Genomic DNA, 21,621 nt, shown 5'->3' with positions numbered 1-21,621 from the left:
TTGGAGGTTATGAATATGGCAATTAGAAATATAAGAAAAATCGGAGATGAATTATTAAGAAAAAAAAGTAAACCAGTGGATGAAATCAACGAAAGGATTTTAACCTTAATCAAAGATATGCAGGAAACAATGTATGCAGCTGATGGCGTTGGATTGGCTGCTCCACAGGTAGGAATACTCAAGAGAGTTATTGTTATAGATGTAGGTAATGGACCTATAAATTTGATTAATCCTGAGATACTAGAAACATACGGTGAGTATATAGATGAAGAAGGGTGCTTAAGTATACCTGGAGAACAGGGGAAAGTGCTTCGACCAGAAAAGGTAAAAGTAAGAGGTTTAAACGAAAAGGGAGAAGAAGTAACTGTAGAAGGAGAAGGTCTATTAGCTAGGGCCTTTTGTCATGAAATAGATCATTTAAATGGTATTTTGTTTGTTGATAAGCTTATTGAAGGAGAGGAATAGACTTTGAATATAGTTTTTATGGGTACTCCAGAATTTGCGGTACCTTCACTAAAAAAAATAGTTGAAAAATATAATGTATGTGCTGTTTATACTCAACCTGATAGACCTAAAGGAAGAGGAAATAAAGTAACTATGTCTTTTGTGAAAGAGGAAGCTTTAAAACACGATATTCCTGTATATCAACCTGTTAAAATAAAGAATGATAGAGAATGCATAGATGTGCTAAGAAAAATAAATCCTGACTTTATTATTGTTGTTGCTTTTGGACAAATACTACCAAAAGAGATATTAGATATTCCTAAAATGGGTTGCATAAACCTACATGCTTCGCTACTTCCTAAATATAGAGGAGCTGCTCCTATTAATTGGGCAATAATTAATGGAGAAACCAAAACTGGAAATACAACAATGCTTATGGATGTAGGGCTTGATACAGGTGATATGCTTCTAAGAAGTGAAATTGAAATTACAGATACAATGACTGCTGGAGAACTGCATGATATTTTGATGATAGATGGTTCAAATTTACTAGTAGAAACAATTGAAAAACTAAGAAATGGTGAGGTAACTCCTCAAAAGCAAAATGATGAAGATAGTTGCTATGCTTCAATGTTATCTAAAGATACTGCTAGAATTAATTGGGCTTTAAGCAGTATAGAGATTAATAACTTGATAAGAGGTCTAAATCCATGGCCTATTGCTTATACCCAATATGAAAATAATTTAATGAAGATATATCAATCAGAAATAATTGATTATAAAACTCCAAATAAACCAGGAACAATTTTAAAGGTTGGCAAGTCTGGAATAGAGGTTTCTACTGGTAATGGTATTTTGCTAGTAAAGTCTATACAATTCCCAGGAGGTAAGCCTTTAAGGGTGGAGGAATATGTAAAAGGGCATGAAATTAAGGAAGGCGTAATTTTAGTTTAATTTAAAGAGGTGATATTTATGTTTTATGGATATTCAAATTTTTTAATTCTAGTACCAGCTCTAATTGTGTCCTTTTGGGCTCAGACGAAAGTTAGTTCTACCTTTGAAAAATATTCAAAGGTCTACAGCATGAGTGGGCTTACTGGTGCACAAACAGCGAGAATGCTTCTAGATACAAGTGGTCTTTATGATATCCCTGTAGAAGTCGTTCCAGGCAGGCTCTCTGACCATTATGACCCTAGGAGCAGAGTTATGAGACTTTCCAAGGAAGTATTTTATGGTACTTCCGTTGCTTCTATTGGTGTAGCTGCACATGAAACAGGTCATGCCATACAACATAAATTAAAATATGCTCCGTTAACTATAAGAAATTCAATTATACCATTAGTAAATATAAGCTCAAATTTATCATGGGGTTTATTTGTGCTTGGATTAGTGCTAGGATGGGCTAACCTGATAAACTTTGGGATACTTTTATTTTCAGCTGTAGTAGTATTTCAGCTAATAACACTACCTGTAGAATTTAATGCTTCTAAAAGAGCGATAACTATACTTTCTGATAAGGGAATACTTTACACAAATGAGTTAAGTGGTGCTAAAGCTGTGCTAGATGCCGCTGCTATGACTTATGTTGCTGCTGCACTTATGGCAGTTTCACAACTACTAAGGCTTATTATGATGAGCAATAGAAATAGTGATTAATCAATCACATTAATTGAGGTAAATGATGAACATTACAAGAAAAGTTGCAGTTGATATAATAGATACAATATTAAATAAAGGTGCTTACTCTAACATAGCATTAAATTCAACCCTTAATAAAGTTAATTTGAATGATAGGGATAAAGGATTAGTTACTGAAATTGTATACGGAACATTGAAGTATAAATATACAATAGATAAAATATTATCCTCTTTTTTAAAGCAAAAACTTTCAAAAATGGATGGTTATATAGTAAGTATTCTAAGGACTGCATTATATCAGATTTTATTTTTAGATAAGGTTCCAGAATTTGCAGCTGTAAATGAAGCTGTAGATATAGCTAAAAAATACAAATCTATTCAAGCTTCAAAATTTGTAAACGCAGTTCTTAGAAACTATTTAAGAAATAAATCCAAAGTTTTTTACGATGAAAATAATAAAATAGAGGCTATTTGCTTCAAATATTCTTATGAGCCATGGATGGTAAAATTCTTTGTAGAACAATATGGGGAAGAAAAAGGCGAATTAATATTAAATGGCCTTAACAGTACACCCGGAGTTACTGTTAGGGTTAACAATTTAAAGACTAATTTTGATGAAGCCATAAGAAAACTTAAGGATATGGAATACGATGTAAAAGATGGTGTAGTCTGCCCAGAGGCTATTAGAATACTAAAAGGCAAAAGTATAGAGAAAAATCCACTTTTTATGGAGGGTTTAATAACTGTACAGGATGAAAGTGCTATGCTTGTTGCACCATCAATGGATGTCATACCAAATATTAAAGTCTTGGATCTTTGTAGCGCTCCTGGCGGGAAAACAACTCACATTTCAGAATTAATGAATAATACAGGCAAGGTACAAGCTTACGATATACATAAAGATAAACTGCCTCTTATTGAACAGAACTCTAAGAGGTTAGGAATAACAAATATACAGTGCGATGTATTGGATGCGTCTGCTTATAATGAGGCTCTTAGAGATTCTGCAGAACGAGTTTTGATAGATGTGCCTTGTTCAGGACTAGGAATTATAAGAAAAAAGCCAGAAATCAAATGGACAAAAGATTTAAAGCAGCTCAAAGAAATTATAAAGATTCAGAGAAATATTATGGGTAATGCTGCAAAATATGTTAAAATAGGCGGTGTGTTACTATATTCTACATGTACACTGAACAAAAAAGAAAATGAGGATAATGTAAGGTGGTTTGTCTCAAACTTTCCTAATTATAGCATTGAAAAACTTTATTATGGCGAACTTGATAATATTCTATATGATGAATATGGTGTAACGATTTTGCCTAATGAGTATATGGATGGGTTCTTTATAGTAAAATTCAGAAGAATACGGTAGGTGTGTATATGTTAAATATTCTTGATTTGAGTTTGCAAGAATTAAAAGAGTGGATGAAGGAAAACAGTGAAAGCCAGTTTAGAGCTAAACAGGTTTATGATTGGATTTATAAAAACAATTGGGATTTTAATGATATGAATAATATTCCTGTTGCGTTAAGAGATAAACTTATGAAGTCATTTTATATCGAAGTGCCCAAAATCATCGAATCGCTGAAGTCAACTTCAGATGATACAGAAAAGTTTCTTTTGGGTTATAGAGATGGAAATGTAATTGAAACTGTGGTTATGAAATATAAACACGGAAATTCAGTTTGTGTATCTACACAGATAGGCTGTAGAATGGGTTGCAGGTTTTGTGCTTCAACTATTGGAGGTGTAGTCAGAAATTTAAGCTCTGGTGAAATATTAGGACAGATTTTAGCTTCCCAGAAAGCAATAGGAGAGAGGATTTCTAACATTGTACTTATGGGGAGTGGAGAACCATTAGATAATTATGAAAATGTATTAAAATTTATAAACATAGTAAACTCTGATTATGGACTTAATATAGGACAGCGGCATATTACTCTTTCCACATGTGGAATAGTTCCTAAAATTTATGATCTGGCTGAGGAAAATTTGCAGATAACGCTTGCAATTTCTCTACATTCACCTAATGATGTATTAAGAAAAACTATGATGCCGATAGCTAATAGATATTCTATTGAAGAGATTATTGAAGCTTGTAAAAACTATATTCAAAAAACTAATAGAAGAATAACTTTTGAGTATTCACTAGTTAAAGGAATTAACGACGGAATAGAACAGGCTGAGGAGTTAATACAACTATTAAGAGGTCTATTATGTCACGTTAATTTAATACCTGTTAATGAAATAAAAGAAAATTCCTATGAAAAGGCTACTTCTGATAATGTTAAAGCATTTTATAATAAGCTGGTAGACTTTGGAATAGAGACTACTATAAGAAAAGAGATGGGCGCTGATATTAATGCAGCATGCGGACAGCTAAGGCGAAGCTATCTTGAAGATAAAAACACAAAAAAAGGGGTGTGAAAAATGGTGGGGTTACTAACAGATATAGGCAATGTTAGAAAACTCAATGAAGATTATGTTGGTTATCATGAGGACAACCAAAAAAAAATTTACATAGTTGCAGACGGCATGGGAGGACATAATGCTGGTGAAGTTGCTAGTAAAATGGCTGTAGATTCTGCCATAGAATATATTAATTCTATGGATTCTATTGAAAACTTAGAAAGAGTATTATCAGAGGCTATACAATTTTCTAATAAGAAAGTATATGAGTTTTCTAAAACTAATTCTTCACTTAATGGAATGGGTACAACGATAACTGCGTGTTTAATAAAAGATAGCAACATGGTAGTCGCAAATGTTGGTGATAGCAGATGCTATGTAATTGATAATAAAGGAATTCATCAAGTTACAAAGGATCATTCTCTAGTGCAGCAATTAGTAGATAACGGCTCTATAACCATAGAAGAAGCTGCGGTACATCCGAATAAAAATATTATAACCCGAGCATTAGGTACAGCTCCCGTAGTAGATATTGATATTTATACAATTGATTTAAAGGAAATTGATAGAGTAATACTATGTACTGATGGATTATCTAACTCCTTAACCGATTTAGAAATTTATGAAGTAGTTATGAAGACATCAATCTCTGACGCTTGTGATAGGCTAGTAAATTTGAGCAAGGAAAGAGGCGGAAGAGATAATATAACAGTTATTATTTTTGAGGGAGAGTGTAAGAATGATTGGGACTTTGCTAGGAAACAGATATGAAATTCTTGAAAAAATTGGTGAAGGTGGAATGGCAGAAGTTTATAAAGCAAAGTGCCATTTGCTAAATAGATTCGTTGCAGTCAAGATACTCAAAGAAGAGTATTCAAGGGATAAAGAATTTGTAGACAAATTTAAAGCTGAAGCGGCTGCAGCTGGAAGCATTTCACACAATAATATTGTTAATATTTATGATGTTGGTTCGCAGGATAATGTTAATTATATAGTAATGGAATACGTTAATGGGAAAACTCTTAAGGAGCTAATTATACAAAATGGAAGACTAGATTATAACAGGGCAATTGATATTTCCATTCAAATTGCAAAAGCATTAGAATGTGCGCATAAAACAGGGATAGTCCATAGAGATATAAAGCCTCAAAATATTCTGGTAACAGATGATGGAAATGTTAAGGTGACTGATTTTGGGATTGCGAAGGCTGCTAATTCTGCAACTATTACTAATACAAATAAAGTTATGGGCTCAGCGCATTATTTTTCACCGGAGCAAGCAAAAGGAGCTTTTGTAGATGCTAGAACAGATATATATTCCTTGGGTATAGTTCTTTATGAAATGGTAACAGGAAGGGTACCTTATGACGCAGAGAGCCCAGTTTCAGTAGCATTAAAGCATTTACAGGAAGAAGTTGTACCTCCAAAGCAAATAAATAATAATTTGCCTGAAGGGCTAAATAATCTTATTCTTAAGTCTATGCAGAAGGATGCTATAAGCAGATATCAAAATGTTAAGGATATGCTATTAGATTTACAAAGAATAAAGAATAATTCAGAATATAAGGTTGAAATAGGTAATTTTTCAGATGAGCATACTAAGATAATGAGTCCTTTATCAAATACAGATGAAGATTTAGAGGAAGAAACTCCCAAAAGAAGCAGAAAGAAAATAATACTGATTTTAATTCCATTAGCTTTATTAGTAATTGCTGCGGGATTCTTTTCTGGATGGTATCTAAAAAGCACAAAATCAGCCCCTAAAAATCAAACTGCTACAACTAAGGATGTTATAGTACCTAAGATAAAAGGCTTAAATGAGAAAGATGCTGAAGCAGCGCTAAAGAATGTAGGATTACAGCTGCAAGTAGTCTCAAGGGAAAAAAGTGATAGTCCAGAAGGAACCGTAATATCCAGTTCTCCAGAAGAGGGCGAAACAACAAAATCTAACACAGAGGTTAGAGTGTATGTTAGCGCAGGACCTCAAACATCTAATATTCCTGATGTTACAAATCTTGATATAGCTTCAGCTAGTAAAATGATAGAAAATAGCGGTTTTTTAGTAGGTGATAAATCTTTTGAGTATAGTGAAACTGTACCAAAAGACTCAATAATAAGTCAAACTCCAGACGCTGCTGCACAAGCTTCGAAAAATTCTAAAATTGATTTAGTTATAAGTAAGGGTACAAAAATAAAGTATGTTACAGTTCCAGATTTAAGAGGACGTAGTGTATCTGAAGCAGAAACATTGTTAGGCAGCGTGAATCTTAAACTCGGAAACAAAACTACTATTGAAACTACAGATGTAAAACAAATTGATAAAGTTATAAATCAAAAGCCAAATGCAAATACTCAAAATGTTAAGGAAGGAAGTACGGTAGATATAACTATTGGTATTGAAAAAAAAGTTAAGGTTCCAAAGTTAACAGATTTAACTGTGGAAAAGGCAAGAAATGAATTAGAAAAACTAGGTCTTAAAATTAATGCCACAGCTAAAGATACAGATATAGTCATCAGCCAAGATCCAACAGCTGATACTCCAGTATCAGTTGGTACAGTAATTAATGTTACTGCTAAACCAGCAACTCCTCCACCTTCTACTGGTGGAGAAACTAAATCTTAAAAGTTGGCTAAACATGAAAGGTTAAATTCGGAGGACATATGGAAGGAACTATAATAAAAGGAATTGGTGGATTTTACTATGTAAAAGTTGATAAAAACGTGTATGAATGTAAAGCTAGGGGTAAGTTCAGATATAATGAACTTACCCCTATGGTAGGCGATAATGTTGATATTTCAGTTAAAAGTGGTAAGGGCGTAATAGAGTCTATTCATAGAAGAATAAATGAACTCACTAGACCTACTGTTGCGAATGTAACACAAGCCTTCGTTGTATTTACATTGGTTAATCCTGAAGTTAATATGGATTTAATTAATAAGTTTTTAATTCTATGCTCATATAACAATTTAAAAATTGTTATATGTATTAACAAGATGGATTTGGTTGAACTTAAAGATTATGAGAATATAATCCAATTATTGAAGGGAACTGGGTATGAGATAGTATTTTTGAAGGCGAAGGAAGGTGACGGTGTAGATTCCTTAAGGCATAAGCTAGGTGATAATATAACAGTTTTTTGCGGTCCTTCTGGCGTAGGAAAGTCTACTCTTCTAAATAAACTTATAGGCAGCGATGTAATGAAAACTGGAGTTATAAGTGAAAAGCTTGGAAGAGGAAAACATACTACTAGGCATAGTGAACTTGTTGACTATGAAAATGGTTATATAGTAGATACACCTGGGTTTTCATCTTTGGAGATAGACTTTATACCTAAAGATGAGCTTCAATACTGTTTCCCTGAGTTTGAAGAATATCTAAATGGATGTAAATTTGCAGGATGCCTTCATTATAAAGAGCCTGGATGCTCGATAAAAAATGCTGTAGAGGAAAATCATATTAATAAGGAAAGATATGATTTTTATGTAAAAACGCTTGAAGAATTGATAAATAGGAGGATTAGGTATGATTAAAATAGCTCCTTCCGTGCTATCAGCGGATTTTTCAAAATTAGGATATCAGGTAGAAGAGTTACAAAAGTATGGGGCAGATATCATTCATTTAGATGTTATGGATGGAAGATTTGTTCCTAATATCACTTTTGGACCTCCAATTATAAAGAGTATTAGAAAGTATTCAACGCTTCCATTTGATGTTCACCTAATGATAGAAGAACCTGGTAGATATATAGAGGATTTTGTTAAAGCAGGTGCTGACATATTAACAGTACATTATGAAGCTGATAGACATATCGATAGGACTATAAACTATATAAAAAGCTTTGGAATAAAAGCTGCTGTTGCTTTAAACCCTGGAACTCCAGTGAAAAATATAGAAAATTTAATTCCATATCTGGATATGGTTTTAATAATGTCCGTTAACCCTGGTTTTGGAGGACAAAAGTTTATAAGTTATGCTTCCTCAAAAATTCAGGAAGTGAAGAATTTAAGTAATGAGTTGAATCCAAATCTATTAATTGAAGTAGATGGTGGGGTTGATATTGAAAATATAAAACAAGTTGTAGATTGTGGAGCAAATGTTATTGTTGCAGGTTCTGCTGTATTTAAGCATAATAAAATTGAGGAGAATATAAAGAACTTAAAAAGAGGATTATAATATGAAAGCTGTTATTATTGCTGGAGGAGTTCCACCAAGCCTAGACTTAATTATGAATGAACTACAAGGTGACTGCGTATTGATTTGCGCTGACAGTGGCGCTAACTGTCTCCTTGAATACAAAATTAATCCAGACTATCTAATAGGTGATTTTGATTCTATTGATGAAAAAGCTCTTATGTATTTTTCTAGCAGAAATTGCGTTATAGAAGAACATCCTTCGGAAAAGGATGAAACAGATTCAGAACTTGCTTTAATAAAGGCAATAGAATTAAAACCTGACCAAATAGCATTATTAGGATGCACAGGAAATAGGTTGGACCATACATTTGGAAACTTAGGGTTGTTAATGAAGTGCCTAAATACCAAGATTCAGGCATACATAAGAGATGAAAAAAATACTATGTGGCTTGCCAATAAATCGCTATCTATATATGGAAAAACAGATGAATACTTTTCGCTTCTTGCGTATGGCTCAGATGTAAGCAATATAAGCATTAGAGGAGCCAAGTATAGTCTTAATAATTATCACTTAAAGTTAGGCAGCAGTTTAACTGTTTCAAACAGGTTCATAGACAGCAAAGTAGAGATAAGTTTTAGTGATGGAATTCTTCTAATTACTAAGAGCTTTGATTAGGATGCAATTGCATCCTAATTTTTTTGTCACGAAAATAAAAAGTAAACATATAATAGTAACAAAGAAGTACAGGGTAGGGGATAGTAGATTGAGTAGCAAATTTAAAAAGATAAAATCAAATTTAGGGTGGATTATAGGTTCTATTGGAGTCGGTATAGTCATAACCTTTATTATACCTATTTGGGGATGGATTATAGCAGTAGGTGCAGGTCTAATCTATATAGGGTGGTATATCATCAGCTGTAATCGATAAAGTAAACATTGATATGAAAACAAGACGTGCAAGGGGGTTATGTATAGAATGAAAATAATTGCAATTAAGCTTCCAAAGTTCATATCAGCAATTATTAAACTTTTTAGAAAAAAGGGTAGATAGAAAAATTGAACATAAAAATAAAAAATGCAGTTACTAAAAGCAACTGCATTTTTTATTATTAAACGGCACGCTGAACCTTACCAGAACGTAAGCATCTTGTGCAAACATGTAATGTGCTTGGGGTCCCATTAACTATAGCCTTAACTCTTCTTAGGTTTGGAGCCCATTTTCTTTTTGTTTTACGATTTGAATGGCTAGCTTGTAGTCCTGATATAACACCCTTATTGCATATTTCACATCTTCTTGACACGGAAAACACCTCCTTCGAAATTGTGAAGAATACTCTTCTCAATCCAAACATGTTTTATTTTATCATACATTGTATAATTTTTGCAAGTATATTATAAAATTATTATTAGAAATACTTATTAAATAAATTTAATTTTATTGAATAAATTCAACATTTAATATAGAATAGTCTATATGGTGTTTTTAGTAAGGAGGGTTAAATATGATAGGCAATATTCAAAATGAAAATGGATACATTAATTATTCTGAGGAAGTTGTTGCAAACATTGTAGGTGTATCAACAATGGAATGCTATGGCGTTGTAGGAATGGCTTCTAAAAATGCTAAGGATGGTCTCTGGGAGCTTATAAAAGGAGAAAACCTAAGCAAGGGCGTTAAAATTCATACAAAGGATAACGAATTATCCATTGAATTATACATAATTGTTGAATATGGAACTAAAATTTCTGTTATTGCAAATAATATAATACAAAAGATAAAATATAATATTGAAAATTTGACAGGACTCAAAGTTTCTAGTATAACAGTTAACGTACAAGGTGTAAGAGTCTAAGGGGGTACATTTGATGGAATACTTAAAAATAAATGGAACACATTTTTACAACATGGTTATTAATGCTTCAAACAAATTAGAAGATCAAAAGGTTTTTGTAAATTCCTTAAATGTGTTCCCAGTTCCAGATGGAGATACTGGAACAAATATGTCTATGACCTTTAGAGCGGCTGCAGCAGAAATTGAGAACATGAATAGCAGCTCAATTGGCGAAGTGTCAAAAAAGCTTGCCAAGGGTGCTTTAATGGGTGCTAGAGGTAATTCAGGGGTTATACTTTCTCAAGTTTTTAGAGGTATAGCAAAGGGTCTTGAAAATAAGGATGAGGTAGATGCTTTAGAATTTGCAAACAGTATTTTAGAAGGATCTAAAGCTGCTTACAAGGCGGTTATGAGACCTACTGAGGGAACAATTCTTACAATAATAAGAACTGCTGGTGAAAGTGCTGTTAAGAGCAAAGCTACCGATATACTAAATCTTATGGAAGAAGTTTGCAATAGCAGTGAAGCTATGCTAAATAAAACTCCGGAAATGCTTCCTGTACTAAAAACAGCAAAAGTAGTTGATGCAGGTGGTATGGGACTTCTTATAATACTTAAGGGAATGTATGAGGCTCTAAAGTATAATGTTAAGGCTAAGATTGAAGGAACTTCTTTACCAACTGAAGAAATATTTAACCCGGCTGCTGCATTAGGAGAGCAGGATATTAAATTCGGATATTGTACTGAATTTTTTGTTTTAGGGCAAAATATAAGTGTGGATAACTTTAGAAACGAGCTTGAACCTCATGGCGATTCAATGATAGTAGTTGGAATAGAAGATGCTGTTAAGGTTCATATACACACAAATGATCCAGGTTTGGTGCTTTCAAAGGCAGTTAAACTTGGAGAACTATCAAAGATAAAGATAGATAACATGAGAGAACAGCACAGGCACATATTACATGACGAAAATGCCACTTCCCAAAACGAGAACTCAAAACAGCATGAAGAAGTACCAGCTGAAAATAAAAAATATGGCTTCATATCTGTAGCTATGGGAGAAGGCATAAAGAGCATATTTGAAGACTTCGGTGTGGATTATGTAATTGAAGGCGGTCAAACCATGAATCCTAGCACTCAAGATATGCTTGACAGTATAAATAAGATTCATGCTGATAACATATTTATTTTGCCAAATAATAAGAATATTATAATGGCTGCTAATCAAGCTGCTGAGCTTACAGATAAAAATATTATAGTAATTCCTACAAAGACTATTCCTCAAGGAATTACATGTGTTACTATATTTGATGCTGATGCTGAAATTGATGATAATATAAATGCTATGAAGGATGCAATTGCTAATGTATCAACTGGCCAAGTTACTTATGCGGTTAGAGATACAGAAATGGATGGTAAGAAAATTTCTGAAGGTGACATACTGGGTATTGTAGAGAGCAAAATCAACGAGGTAGGAAAAGACAAATATGAGGTTTGTGAAGCTATAATAGACAATATGTGCAATGAAGATAGTGAGCTTATTACCATATTATATGGTGAGGGTGTTGAAGAAAAAAAATTGGAAGAATTAGTAGAGAGCCTTGAAAGAAAATATCCAGACAAGGATATTCAAAGCTATAATGGCAAACAGCCACTGTACTATTTTATAGTATCTGTAGAGTAAAAAAAGCCTTTGGGCTTTTTTTATTATTTTAAAGTTGGAGTGTTGTTCTATGGATTTATACGATGATATAAGCTGTGTCAAAGGTGTTGGACCTAAAATGAAAAAGCTATTTAATGAATGTGGCGTATTCACCGTTATGGATATTTTACTTTACCTTCCTAGAGATTATGAGAAAGTATATGTAAACGGAAATGCATCTCAATCAGTAAATAGTAAGATTATAATAAACTGTACTGTCAGTGGAATTGAAAGAGATATAAGAACAAAAAGTAGAAAAATAATATCTACAGTCATCTTTAAATGTAATGGCAACACTATAAAAGGAAAATGGTTCAATCAGCCTTATATGAAAGATAAGTTTATTATAAATAAAGATTATTTAATATCCGGAAAATTGCAAGAATTTAGAGGAGAAAAGATAATTGTTAACCCTACTATAGCCACAAATTCAAATTTTAATAATGAAGAATCTACTATTTGTGATAGTATATCTGAGAGCAATATAAATATAATGCCTAAATATTCTCTTAAGGAGGGACTAAGTAATAATACTGTTATAAAAATTATTTCTTATGTCTTAAGTACAATTGAAATAACAGAAATCCTTCCTGATAAATTAATTGATAAATATAGGTTATGTTCCTTAGACAAAGCTATAAATAATATTCATTTTCCCCAAAAATTAAATGATTTATTAGAAGCTCAAAGAAGAATTAAATTTCAAGAATTATTTACATATTCCTTAAAAATTTTGATGCTAAAGGATTTTGTAAATAATTCCAAAGCTGGAATTGAATTTAAGGCTGTACCTGAGCTAAAGCTTTTAAAAGAAAACTTACCATTTTCTCTAACGAATGCTCAAAGCAGAGTCATAAGAGAAATATTGCTTGATCAAAAAAGCAGCAAACAAATGAATAGGCTTGTTCAGGGGGATGTAGGTAGTGGTAAGACAATAGTTGCGATTATTGCAATGTTTAATATAGTGAAAAACGGCTATCAAGCTGCAATGATGGCTCCAACAGAAATTTTGGCTAATCAGCACTTTGCTGAGATAAAAAACATATTGCAGAACTTTAATATTAATATATGCTTGCTTAGTGGCAGTACAACTCCAAAGCAAAAGGCAATTATAAAAAAGAAATTAATAGATGGAACTATAAATATAATTGTTGGAACTCATGCACTTCTTGAGGATGATGTCCAGTTTAAAAATTTGGCACTGGTTGTTACAGATGAACAGCATAGGTTTGGTGTAATGCAGCGAAGCAAGCTTTACAACAAAGGCAACAAGGTTGATGTTTTGGTTATGACTGCAACTCCAATACCTAGAACTTTAGCTCTTTATCTTTATGGAGATTTAGATGTCTCTGTTATTGATGAATTGCCTCCAGGAAGACAAAAAATAGAAACTAGCTATGTTGAAGAAAAAAAGGCTGAGAAAGTATATAGATTTGCTCTTAAGGAAATACATAATGGAAGACAAGTATATTTAGTTTGTCCTTTGGTTGAGGATAATGAAGAATTAAGCGTAATCTCTGTAGAAAAACTATATCTTGAGTTGAAAGAAGGTTACTTTAAAGATGTTGAAACGAGTATCCTTCATGGTAAGATGACTAATAAGGAAAAAGATGAAATAATGTCAAAATTTAAGAACGGTGATGTTAAAGTGCTTATTTCTACTACAGTTATTGAAGTTGGAATTAATGTTCCTAATGCTTCTGTGATGATTATACAGAATGCTGAAAGATTTGGACTGGCTCAACTCCACCAGCTGAGAGGCAGAGTCGGCAGAGGGGAATACAAATCCTACTGCGTGTTGATAGCAAATATAAAAAATGAGATAATTAAGAAAAGGCTTGAGATTATAACTGAAAGTAATGATGGATTTAAAATTGCAGAAGAGGATCTTAAGATTAGAGGCAGCGGAGAGTTATTTGGCGTTAGACAGCACGGTGAAGACAGTCTTTTGCTTGCTGATGTATTTGAAGACTTAGATATATTAAAGGTTGCAAACTTTGAAGCAAAAAAACTAATTAAAAGCAACGACGATAAAGATATTATGATAAAAAATGAAATAATTAGAAAGTTAAATCAGACGTCAAAGTTTATTTGTTTTAACTAAGGATAATAATAAGAAGTATTGAGTTGTATCACTTATATTTCTTGAAATTTGAAGAAATTTGTATTAATCTAAGTATATATGTAAATTTCTTTCTGAAAATAAGAAAGGATGAAAACTATGAGAATTATTTCTGGTGAAGCAAAAGGAAGAAAATTATTATCTCCTGAAGGTATGGGAACAAGGCCGACTCTTGATAGAGTTAAACAGTCCATTTTTAATATAATTCAGCATAAAACTGTGGGTGCAAAAGTAATTGATGTTTTTGCTGGAACGGGAAGTCTGGGGCTTGAAGCCGTAAGCAGGGGAGCCGCTGAATGCTACCTTATAGACAAAGGTGACAGCACATTTAAATTTTTAAAACAAAATGTAGAAAACCTGATCTTTAGTGATAGGTGTACATGTATTAACACTGATTCTTATGCAGCTCTTAAAGAATTTGGGAAAAAAGGACTGGTTTTTGATTTGATATTCATAGACCCCCCATATTCAAAGGAGATGATTCCTCCAGCTGTAGAAATTATATCCGAGAAGAATCTTCTTAGTAAAGACGGTTTGATTGTATCAAAGATAGATTCTAGTGAGGAAATTTATACTGGAAATGAGAAAATTGAACTATTTGATCATAGAAAGTATGGAAACACCACTGTGTGCTTTTATAGGTTCAGGGAGGAATAATATGAGAAGAGCGGTTTATCCTGGAAGCTTTGATCCAATTACAAATGGACATCTTGATATTATAAAAAGATCTTCAAAGGTCTTTGATGAGGTTGTAGTAGGAGTGCTTGTGAACCCCGATAAAAAGGGGCTTTTTGATATAGATGAGAGGGTAACTTTGATTCAAAAATGCATAGCCGAGTTTCCAAACGTAAAAGTGCAAAGTTTTAGTGGACTTTTAATTAATTTTATGAAAAGTGTTGATGCGAAGGTCATAGTTAAAGGACTTCGGGCTGTTTCTGATTTTGAATATGAATTTCAAATGGCGCTAATGAACAATAAGCTTAATCCTAATATTGAAACAGTGTTTATGATGACAAATGCTAAATATTCATATTTAAGTTCTTCATCAGTTAAGCAAGTGGCTATGTTTGGTGGATGTATTAAAGGTTTAGTACCAAACGAAATTTCTGATGATATAATTAGCAAGGTAAATAAAGAGGGGGATAAGGGGATATGGAAGTTATAAAACTACTGGAATATCTGCATGAAATATTTGAAACTTCTTCTAAGGTGCCAGTAACTGGAAAAATATTGGTGGATAAGAAAGAAGTGTCAAGCATTGTGGACCAGATTATTAACTATCTTCCAGACGAGTTTAAAAAGGCACAATGGGTAGTGGAGGAAAAGGAAAGAATACTAGGTGAAGCGATACAAGAATCTTCTACAATGAAAAAAGAAAGCATAGACATGCTTAAAAAACAAATAGAGAATCATGATATTACCAAAGAAGCAAAAGTTAGAGCTGAAGAGATAATCGCTTCAGCTCAACGTGATGCAAAGGCTATGAGACTTGGGGCCAGAGACTATGCAGATGAGATATTATGCCAATTGGAAAAAGAAATCAATGAAAAAGGTCAAGTTATGATTGTTAATATAAAGAAGCAGGTTGAAAACTTTATAGTATCTTTAACAGATGAAGTATCAGGTGATTTAGATACTATAAGAGAAAATATTAAAGAGCTAAGAGGTATGAAATAATAACTTTAATTTATTTAGAAAATAAGGAACTACCATTAATAGTAAGATACATATAAACAATAAACTAGACCTAGTTTGATTTATATAATTAAAGGTGCTAGTTGGTATGCTGAAAATTTGCACATTAAATACAACTGCTGCAACAGCAGCACCTATTATGCCTTGAATAAATTTTCTAAATATATAAGTTCTCATAGACAAATCATGCTTATATGTAAAGGAATGTACTTGCGATATTATTGAAAAGCCGCTAAAAGCAAGAAGGAAACTGATTAATATTGCTTTAATGTACATATTTACATTTGTATTAGATATCAAAAAGCAGCCGTTTGTCATTTCTATAAAACCAAGCAAAGTACCTTCAACTAAATTCGTCTCTATTCCAATATAGTAACTGAGTTTACTTATAGCAATATCAAATAAGATATTGCTTTTTATTATACTTATTATTACGCTGTAAATTATAACAAAGCCTCCTATAGACAAGCAGGTCTTTATTGACGACTCTACGCTATCTTTTATAGCGTTTCCGATATTCTTACTACCATAATCATTATTACTAGGTATATATTTTTTATAAGCTTTACTCCTTACTGGTATTATGAATCCCATAATTAAACAGGAGATATAATTTGTAAGCAAAAGTAGATATCCTATATATGAACTGCCTAACATTGCAGTTCCAACAGAGCCTATAGCAAATAAAGGGCTTGTATTTGATGCAATATTTATAAGCCTCTGACAGGTTTTATTATCTATGGTGCCTTGTTCATATAGCTCGCAAGCATATTTAGCTCCAAGCGGGTACCCACAAAATATGCTTATAACTATAGAGAAGGTGCACTGAATAGGCAGTCTTAGTGGTTTGCATAAAATGCTGCCAAATAGTTTTGAATAAATATGTACTCCATCATAGCTCATCATTAAGCTAGTAATAAGTAAAAAAGGAAACAGGGATGGAAAAACCTTGCTTACAAAGAGATTCACCCCAATCAGTGCTGAATCCATGCAGAGCTTTGGCCTTAATACTATTTCTACTATTAAAAGCGAACACAGTATTGTTATTATTAGATTTTTATTAAGAGACTTTAGCAGCTTAAAAACCAAAAAGATTATAACTGCTATAATTAAGTATAATAGAATTCTCAATTTCTTAGCTTTCTCCTTAATGATAAATTATTCTGTATTATTATATTTATCAATGGTCAAGCTTTATTACTAATCTATAATAATTGGACTAATTAAGTAATCGCTATTGGGAGAAATAAATTTATTTAGCAAGCTGTAGGTTTCTGTTGCCTTTATATCAAGTTTCATTGTTTCATTGATGTTTTTAGGTAGCTTAGTAAGTAAAGGTATACTGGAATTATTCTTGATTTGTTTTAAAACCTTTTTACCGGTTTCATTAAATCCTAGCACTCTGCAGTAAGGAGAAGGCTGACTTCTTAGTTCTTTTGTATTAAAACTGTCAAAGCCAACAAAATACTGACATAGTATTCTATTTATTCGGGTATATGTATACCGCTTTGTCTTAATGTTTTCTATCAATTCATTATAGTTATTTGATATTAACAAATTTTTAAATATTCTGTTATGCAATCCTTCCGATATATCTGGCAAATTTTTGAGACTTTCCTTTTGAGAAAAATACTTATATTTAATAAAAGGTAAAAGTTGTTCATCAAATACGAAAGTATAATCGTTATCTTTTAACTTTTTAATCAATTCATAACTTTTGCTTGGCATATGTTTCTGAAGTTCAACTATGCTATTGCAGTCTTTTATATATTTTCTTATTGAAGTTGCACTGGAAAATATAGTGCTTAATGACCGATCATTATAGGCACTGCCTTCGCGCTTAACAGTGTAGGGTTTGATTTTGCTATCTAATTTTAATAAACTTTTACAGTATTCTATTCCAAGGATATTATTGGAAGAACTGAGATGTTCCATAAGGTTATCACTGTTTTCAGAGTCATTTTTAGATAAAAAATCAAACAAAGCTAGCCCTCTTGCCTTTGGATACACATGTCCTTGATCTAAGTATCGCTTTAATTGTAATTTAAAATCCTCAGGTTCTTTAACTAAAGTATTAGCAACCTTAATTATTAAGTTTAAGTCCCCAATCTCACTGCCAAAGCACAGGCTGTCAACTGTACCTAAGCTATTTAATAAACTTACAGCGCCATGGGCGAAAAATTCAGCGGAAGATAGGCTATATAATACGGGTAGTTCCAAAACTAAATCTATTCCACATTCTAGGACTGCCTTGGTTCTATTCCATTTGTCCACCATTGAAGGGAGTCCCCTCTGTACATAATTTCCACTCATAACGCAAATAATAGCATCTGAATTAGTTATTTCTTTTGTTTTATTTATATGATATACATGACCATTGTGCAGGGGATTATATTCAGAAATAATTGCGGATATTTTCATAATTAACACACCTTTTCATAGTTATATAATTATTTTATACATTAATTGAAAGTAAAATTCAATTAATGTTTATTTATCATATCATAGGTATGGGTGGAAATATTTAATATTTTTTGTTGAAAAGTAAGCTTCAAAGAGTTATTATATTATATGGTGTATATGTATTGTAAAATACAGAAGGGAGATATGAATATGGATCTTATGAAAGAATTTTGGGCAAAAGCAAAATCTGACGTTAAGAGGATTGCGCTTCCAGAAGGTGAAGAAGAAAGAACAATTAAGGCTAGTGAAATTATAAAAAGAGAAGGACTAGCTGAAGTAATTTTATTAGGTAATGTCGAAAAGATTAGAGATAAAGCAAGAAGCTTAAATGTTAATATTGAAGGTGTAGAAATCATTGACCCAGAAACAGCTGAAAAGACAACTCAATATGCACAGGAATTTTACGAGCTTAGAAAAAGCAAGGGGATTACACTAGAAAAGGCTGAAAAAACTGTAAAAGATACAATGTATTTCGGTACCATGATGGTAAAACTAGGCGACGCAGATGGGTTAGTTTCAGGTGCCGTACATACGACAGGCGATTTATTAAGACCTGGTCTTCAAGTAATCAAAACTGCTCCTGGAATATCTACAGTATCAAGTTTCTTTATAATGCTTGTTCCAGATAGTACATATGGAAACAATGGAATGTTCCTTTTCTCAGACTGTGCCGTTAATCCAAATCCAACTGCTGAACAATTAGCTGCTATAGCTATTTCTACAGCTGAAACAGCAAAAAATCTTTGCAATATGGAACCAAAGGTTGCAATGCTTTCTTTCTCAACAAAGGGAAGTGCAGACCACGAATTAGTTGAAAAGGTTAGAAAAGCTACAGAAATAGCTAAAGAATTAAGACCTGATTTGCAAATTGATGGAGAACTTCAATTAGATGCTGCTATAGTAGATAAGGTTGCTCAGCAAAAGGCACCTGGAAGTACAGTTGCAGGTCAAGCAAATGTACTTATATTCCCAGATTTACAAGCTGGAAATATCGGATATAAGCTTGTGCAAAGATTAGCAAAAGCAGAAGCTATTGGACCAGTATGTCAAGGCTTTGCTAAACCAATTAACGACTTATCAAGAGGCTGTAATGTTGAGGATATAGTAAATGTTGTGGCTGTAACTGCTGTTCAAGCCCAAGCAACAGTTTAATCTAAGGAGGAAAAGCGAATGAAAATATTAGTTGTAAACTGCGGTAGCTCTTCTCTTAAATATCAATTAATTGATATGAATGGAGAGAAAGCTTTAGCTCAAGGACTTGTGGAAAGAATAGGAATTGAAGGTTCCACTCTTACACAAAAGGTAGAAGGCAGAGAAAAGTACATTATCAAACAACCTATGGCTAGCCACAAGGACGCAATAAAGTTAGTTTTAGGTGCTCTTGTTGATAATACAAATGGTGTTATCAAAGACATGAATGAAATATCTGCTGTAGGACACAGAGTAGTACACGGCGGAGAAAAATACTCAAACTCCGTATTAATTACTGATGAAGTTATGAAGGCATTAGATGAATGCGCTAAGCTTGCACCGCTTCATAACCCACCAAATATTATAGGCATAAACGCTTGTAAGGAGCTTATGCCAAATACTCCAATGGTTGCAGTGTTTGATACAGCATTCCATCAAACAATACCAGAGCATGCTTATATATATCCGCTACCTTATGAGCTTTATAATGAGCATGGGATAAGAAAATATGGCTTCCATGGAACATCACATAGGTATGTTTCTTCGGTAGTTGCTGATATGATGGGTAAGGATATTAAAGATTTAAAGATTATAACTTGTCATCTAGGAAATGGTGCTAGTATAGCTGCTATAAAAGATGGAAAATCAATTGAAACAAGTATGGGATTTACACCACTTGAAGGTATAGCTATGGGAACTAGATCAGGAAGCATAGACCCAGCTATAATCACTTTCTTAATGAAAGAGTTAAATTATTCAATAGACCAAGTGAATGATTTAATTAATAAAAAATCAGGAGTTCTAGGAATTTCAGGTGTAAGCAGTGACTTTAGAGATATTGAAGATGCTGCATGGAAGGAAGGAAATAAGAGAGCCCAGCTTGCGTTAGATGTATTCTACTATAAGGTTAAAAAGTTCATAGGCTCATATGCAGCTGTTATGAATGGAGTTGACTGTATAGTATTTACAGCTGGACTTGGTGAAAATTCACCAGAAGTTAGAGAGTTTGTATGCGAGGGTTTAGACTACTTAGGAATTAAGCTTGATAAAGAGAAAAACAAAGTTAGAGGTAAGGCTGTAGACCTAAGTGTAGAAGGTTCTAAATCAAAAGTGTTCGTAATACCAACTAACGAAGAGCTAATGATTGCTAGAGACGCAATGGAAATTGTTAATAACTAGAGGAAATTTGACAAATTTATACTTAAAGTATAAATACAGCTTGACTTTTAATTTAGTTGTTTATATAATAAATTGTGGCTAATGCATTGAGGTAAAACTATGACAATTGATGTTTTAGATTTAATTAGGAAAAAAGTTTCAAAGAAAAAAGTGCATTTAGTTTATGAAGAAGAAAGTTTTTATGATGAGGGTGAAAAAATTGAGTTTCTAAGTCCGATAATTCTAGATGGGGAACTTCACCTCACTGGAGATGGTATTGACTTAGATGGTAGGGTTATTACAGAATTAAGTCTACCTTGCTCTAGATGTTTAGTAAATTTCAATCATAGCATCGATATCCTGATTCATGAGATATTTTCTCCTAACCCTGACAATAAAGATGAGGATGAAATCATTTTTGTTGAGGGTGATACAATTGATGTCACAGATATAATTAAAAACAATATTCTTTTGTCTTTGCCTGTAAAAAAACTATGCAAGGATGATTGCGAGGGCTTATGTCAGCACTGCGGTACAAATCTAAATGTTGCTAATTGTGATTGCGATAATGAAGATATAGATCCGCGACTAGCTAAGCTAAAAGATTTGTTTTCTGCTGATTAAGGAGGTGTTTACTGTGGGAAATCCTGCGAGAAGATTTTCTAAAGCTAGAAGAGACTCAAGAAGAGCACAAACATTTAAATTAAGCCTACCAGGAATAATTGAATGTCCTCAATGCCATGAAATGAAGCTTGCTCATAGAGTGTGCAAGAGCTGTGGATATTACAAGGGTAAGGAAATAGTTGCTTCTGAGAAGTAATTGTAGAGAAA

At 32.8% G+C, this 21,621-nt stretch carries 24 protein-coding genes; 21 read left to right on the top strand and 3 right to left on the bottom strand.

All coding sequences use genetic code 11. The annotated features are described in order from the left end of the window. The first annotated feature begins 15 nt into the window (after positions 1-15). The 11 genes from def to NBE98_RS10055 all read left to right on the top strand — a co-directional run bounded on the left by def (position 16) and on the right by NBE98_RS10055 (position 9,555). Complete coding sequence (gene def / locus NBE98_RS10105) at positions 16-465, top strand: peptide deformylase (protein ID WP_250814822.1); 450 nt, start codon at positions 16-18, stop codon at positions 463-465. Positions 466-468: 3 nt separating this feature from the next. Then, entirely contained in the window at positions 469-1,398 is a 930-nt protein-coding gene (gene fmt, locus NBE98_RS10100; RefSeq protein WP_250814821.1) for a methionyl-tRNA formyltransferase, read from the top strand. A gap of 18 nt (positions 1,399-1,416) precedes the next feature. Beyond that, positions 1,417-2,100 carry a zinc metallopeptidase gene (locus tag NBE98_RS10095; protein ID WP_250814820.1) on the top strand — a complete coding sequence of 228 codons (684 nt, stop codon included), beginning with the start codon at positions 1,417-1,419 and terminating at the stop codon, positions 2,098-2,100. A gap of 25 nt (positions 2,101-2,125) precedes the next feature. Next, positions 2,126-3,454: a 16S rRNA (cytosine(967)-C(5))-methyltransferase RsmB gene (rsmB, locus tag NBE98_RS10090; protein WP_250814819.1), complete on the top strand. Its 1,329-nt coding sequence runs from the start codon at positions 2,126-2,128 to the stop codon at positions 3,452-3,454. 8 nt (positions 3,455-3,462) lie between these two features. Continuing rightward, positions 3,463-4,509 carry a dual-specificity RNA methyltransferase RlmN gene (rlmN, locus tag NBE98_RS10085; RefSeq protein ID WP_250814818.1) on the top strand — a complete coding sequence of 349 codons (1,047 nt, stop codon included), beginning with the start codon at positions 3,463-3,465 and terminating at the stop codon, positions 4,507-4,509. Positions 4,510-4,512: 3 nt separating this feature from the next. After that, on the top strand, positions 4,513-5,262 hold the full coding sequence (locus tag NBE98_RS10080) for a Stp1/IreP family PP2C-type Ser/Thr phosphatase (RefSeq protein ID WP_250814817.1): 750 nt from the start codon (positions 4,513-4,515) through the stop codon (positions 5,260-5,262). After that, positions 5,231-7,114 carry a Stk1 family PASTA domain-containing Ser/Thr kinase gene (gene pknB, locus NBE98_RS10075; RefSeq protein ID WP_250814816.1) on the top strand — a complete coding sequence of 628 codons (1,884 nt, stop codon included), beginning with the start codon at positions 5,231-5,233 and terminating at the stop codon, positions 7,112-7,114. Before NBE98_RS10080 ends, pknB begins: the two co-directional genes overlap by 32 nt. Before the next feature lie 38 nt (positions 7,115-7,152). Next, complete coding sequence (gene rsgA / locus NBE98_RS10070; RefSeq protein WP_250814815.1) at positions 7,153-8,022, top strand: ribosome small subunit-dependent GTPase A; 870 nt, start codon at positions 7,153-7,155, stop codon at positions 8,020-8,022. Continuing rightward, complete coding sequence (rpe, locus tag NBE98_RS10065; RefSeq protein ID WP_250814814.1) at positions 8,015-8,665, top strand: ribulose-phosphate 3-epimerase; 651 nt, start codon at positions 8,015-8,017, stop codon at positions 8,663-8,665. The genes rsgA and rpe overlap by 8 nt, the downstream gene beginning before the upstream one ends. 1 nt (position 8,666) lies before the next feature. After that, on the top strand, positions 8,667-9,302 hold the full coding sequence (locus NBE98_RS10060) for a thiamine diphosphokinase (RefSeq protein WP_250814813.1): 636 nt from the start codon (positions 8,667-8,669) through the stop codon (positions 9,300-9,302). 88 nt (positions 9,303-9,390) lie between these two features. Continuing rightward, entirely contained in the window at positions 9,391-9,555 is a 165-nt protein-coding gene (locus tag NBE98_RS10055; RefSeq protein WP_250814812.1) for a hypothetical protein, read from the top strand. 181 nt (positions 9,556-9,736) lie between these two features. Here NBE98_RS10055 and rpmB read toward each other — a convergent pair whose 3' ends face one another. Further along, positions 9,737-9,928 (bottom strand): 50S ribosomal protein L28, encoded by a 192-nt coding sequence (gene rpmB / locus NBE98_RS10050; protein WP_250814811.1) that lies wholly within the window; start codon positions 9,926-9,928, stop codon positions 9,737-9,739. A gap of 201 nt (positions 9,929-10,129) precedes the next feature. Between rpmB and NBE98_RS10045 the strand changes: the two genes are divergently transcribed. The 6 genes from NBE98_RS10045 (at position 10,130) to NBE98_RS10020 (ending at position 15,960) form a co-directional block, all read left to right on the top strand. Further along, entirely contained in the window at positions 10,130-10,480 is a 351-nt protein-coding gene (locus NBE98_RS10045; protein WP_250814810.1) for an Asp23/Gls24 family envelope stress response protein, read from the top strand. A 13-nt stretch (positions 10,481-10,493) separates the two neighbouring features. Next, entirely contained in the window at positions 10,494-12,143 is a 1,650-nt protein-coding gene (locus NBE98_RS10040; protein WP_250814809.1) for a DAK2 domain-containing protein, read from the top strand. A gap of 49 nt (positions 12,144-12,192) precedes the next feature. Further along, positions 12,193-14,265, top strand: a complete 2,073-nt coding sequence (recG, locus tag NBE98_RS10035; RefSeq protein WP_250814808.1) for an ATP-dependent DNA helicase RecG — start codon at positions 12,193-12,195, stop codon at positions 14,263-14,265. A gap of 117 nt (positions 14,266-14,382) precedes the next feature. After that, on the top strand, positions 14,383-14,940 hold the full coding sequence (gene rsmD / locus NBE98_RS10030) for a 16S rRNA (guanine(966)-N(2))-methyltransferase RsmD (protein WP_250814807.1): 558 nt from the start codon (positions 14,383-14,385) through the stop codon (positions 14,938-14,940). A gap of 1 nt (position 14,941) precedes the next feature. Then, entirely contained in the window at positions 14,942-15,448 is a 507-nt protein-coding gene (gene coaD, locus NBE98_RS10025; protein WP_250814806.1) for a pantetheine-phosphate adenylyltransferase, read from the top strand. Further along, positions 15,436-15,960: an ATPase gene (locus NBE98_RS10020; protein ID WP_250814805.1), complete on the top strand. Its 525-nt coding sequence runs from the start codon at positions 15,436-15,438 to the stop codon at positions 15,958-15,960. The genes coaD and NBE98_RS10020 overlap by 13 nt, the downstream gene beginning before the upstream one ends. Here the strand turns inward: NBE98_RS10020 and ylbJ are convergent. After that, complete coding sequence (ylbJ, locus tag NBE98_RS10015; protein WP_250814804.1) at positions 15,943-17,109, bottom strand: sporulation integral membrane protein YlbJ; 1,167 nt, start codon at positions 17,107-17,109, stop codon at positions 15,943-15,945. The two genes, NBE98_RS10020 and ylbJ, sit on opposite strands and share 18 nt — an antisense overlap. A 69-nt stretch (positions 17,110-17,178) precedes the next feature. Then, positions 17,179-18,399, bottom strand: a complete 1,221-nt coding sequence (locus tag NBE98_RS10010; protein WP_250814803.1) for a nucleotidyltransferase — start codon at positions 18,397-18,399, stop codon at positions 17,179-17,181. A 192-nt stretch (positions 18,400-18,591) separates the two neighbouring features. Between NBE98_RS10010 and pta the strand changes: the two genes are divergently transcribed. From pta to rpmF, 4 genes are all read left to right on the top strand, one after another. Continuing rightward, positions 18,592-19,593: a phosphate acetyltransferase gene (gene pta / locus NBE98_RS10005; protein WP_250814802.1), complete on the top strand. Its 1,002-nt coding sequence runs from the start codon at positions 18,592-18,594 to the stop codon at positions 19,591-19,593. An 18-nt stretch (positions 19,594-19,611) separates the two neighbouring features. Then, on the top strand, positions 19,612-20,811 hold the full coding sequence (locus tag NBE98_RS10000; RefSeq protein ID WP_250814801.1) for an acetate/propionate family kinase: 1,200 nt from the start codon (positions 19,612-19,614) through the stop codon (positions 20,809-20,811). A gap of 99 nt (positions 20,812-20,910) precedes the next feature. Continuing rightward, positions 20,911-21,414 (top strand): YceD family protein, encoded by a 504-nt coding sequence (locus NBE98_RS09995; protein WP_250814800.1) that lies wholly within the window; start codon positions 20,911-20,913, stop codon positions 21,412-21,414. A 13-nt stretch (positions 21,415-21,427) separates the two neighbouring features. Continuing rightward, complete coding sequence (rpmF, locus tag NBE98_RS09990; protein ID WP_250814799.1) at positions 21,428-21,610, top strand: 50S ribosomal protein L32; 183 nt, start codon at positions 21,428-21,430, stop codon at positions 21,608-21,610. The last annotated feature ends 11 nt before the right edge of the window (positions 21,611-21,621 follow it).

The organism is Clostridium swellfunianum, assembly GCF_023656515.1.
Taxonomy (GTDB): Bacteria; Bacillota; Clostridia; order Clostridiales; family Clostridiaceae; genus Clostridium_AT; species Clostridium_AT swellfunianum.
The sequence above is the reverse complement of the archived record's forward strand: the minus strand, read 5'-3'. Positions and strand labels throughout refer to the sequence as shown.

Bases quoted from the DNA above. Each gene is read 5' to 3' on its own strand.
- NBE98_RS10010 (WP_250814803.1), bottom strand. From the start codon at position 18,399: ATGAAAATATCCGCAATTATTTCTGAATATAATCCCCTGCACAATGGT.
- rsgA (WP_250814815.1), top strand. From the start codon at position 7,153: ATGGAAGGAACTATAATAAAAGGAATTGGTGGATTTTACTATGTAAAA.
- NBE98_RS10040 (WP_250814809.1), top strand. From the start codon at position 10,494: ATGGAATACTTAAAAATAAATGGAACACATTTTTACAACATGGTTATT.
- rsmD (WP_250814807.1), top strand. From the start codon at position 14,383: ATGAGAATTATTTCTGGTGAAGCAAAAGGAAGAAAATTATTATCTCCT.
- rlmN (WP_250814818.1), top strand. From the start codon at position 3,463: ATGTTAAATATTCTTGATTTGAGTTTGCAAGAATTAAAAGAGTGGATG.
- rpe (WP_250814814.1), top strand. From the start codon at position 8,015: ATGATTAAAATAGCTCCTTCCGTGCTATCAGCGGATTTTTCAAAATTA.
- coaD (WP_250814806.1), top strand. From the start codon at position 14,942: ATGAGAAGAGCGGTTTATCCTGGAAGCTTTGATCCAATTACAAATGGA.
- pta (WP_250814802.1), top strand. From the start codon at position 18,592: ATGGATCTTATGAAAGAATTTTGGGCAAAAGCAAAATCTGACGTTAAG.
- pknB (WP_250814816.1), top strand. From the start codon at position 5,231: ATGATTGGGACTTTGCTAGGAAACAGATATGAAATTCTTGAAAAAATT.
- recG (WP_250814808.1), top strand. From the start codon at position 12,193: ATGGATTTATACGATGATATAAGCTGTGTCAAAGGTGTTGGACCTAAA.
- NBE98_RS10095 (WP_250814820.1), top strand. From the start codon at position 1,417: ATGTTTTATGGATATTCAAATTTTTTAATTCTAGTACCAGCTCTAATT.
- NBE98_RS10020 (WP_250814805.1), top strand. From the start codon at position 15,436: ATGGAAGTTATAAAACTACTGGAATATCTGCATGAAATATTTGAAACT.
- NBE98_RS10000 (WP_250814801.1), top strand. From the start codon at position 19,612: ATGAAAATATTAGTTGTAAACTGCGGTAGCTCTTCTCTTAAATATCAA.
- NBE98_RS10080 (WP_250814817.1), top strand. From the start codon at position 4,513: ATGGTGGGGTTACTAACAGATATAGGCAATGTTAGAAAACTCAATGAA.
- rsmB (WP_250814819.1), top strand. From the start codon at position 2,126: ATGAACATTACAAGAAAAGTTGCAGTTGATATAATAGATACAATATTA.
- NBE98_RS09995 (WP_250814800.1), top strand. From the start codon at position 20,911: ATGACAATTGATGTTTTAGATTTAATTAGGAAAAAAGTTTCAAAGAAA.
- def (WP_250814822.1), top strand. From the start codon at position 16: ATGGCAATTAGAAATATAAGAAAAATCGGAGATGAATTATTAAGAAAA.
- NBE98_RS10045 (WP_250814810.1), top strand. From the start codon at position 10,130: ATGATAGGCAATATTCAAAATGAAAATGGATACATTAATTATTCTGAG.
- NBE98_RS10060 (WP_250814813.1), top strand. From the start codon at position 8,667: ATGAAAGCTGTTATTATTGCTGGAGGAGTTCCACCAAGCCTAGACTTA.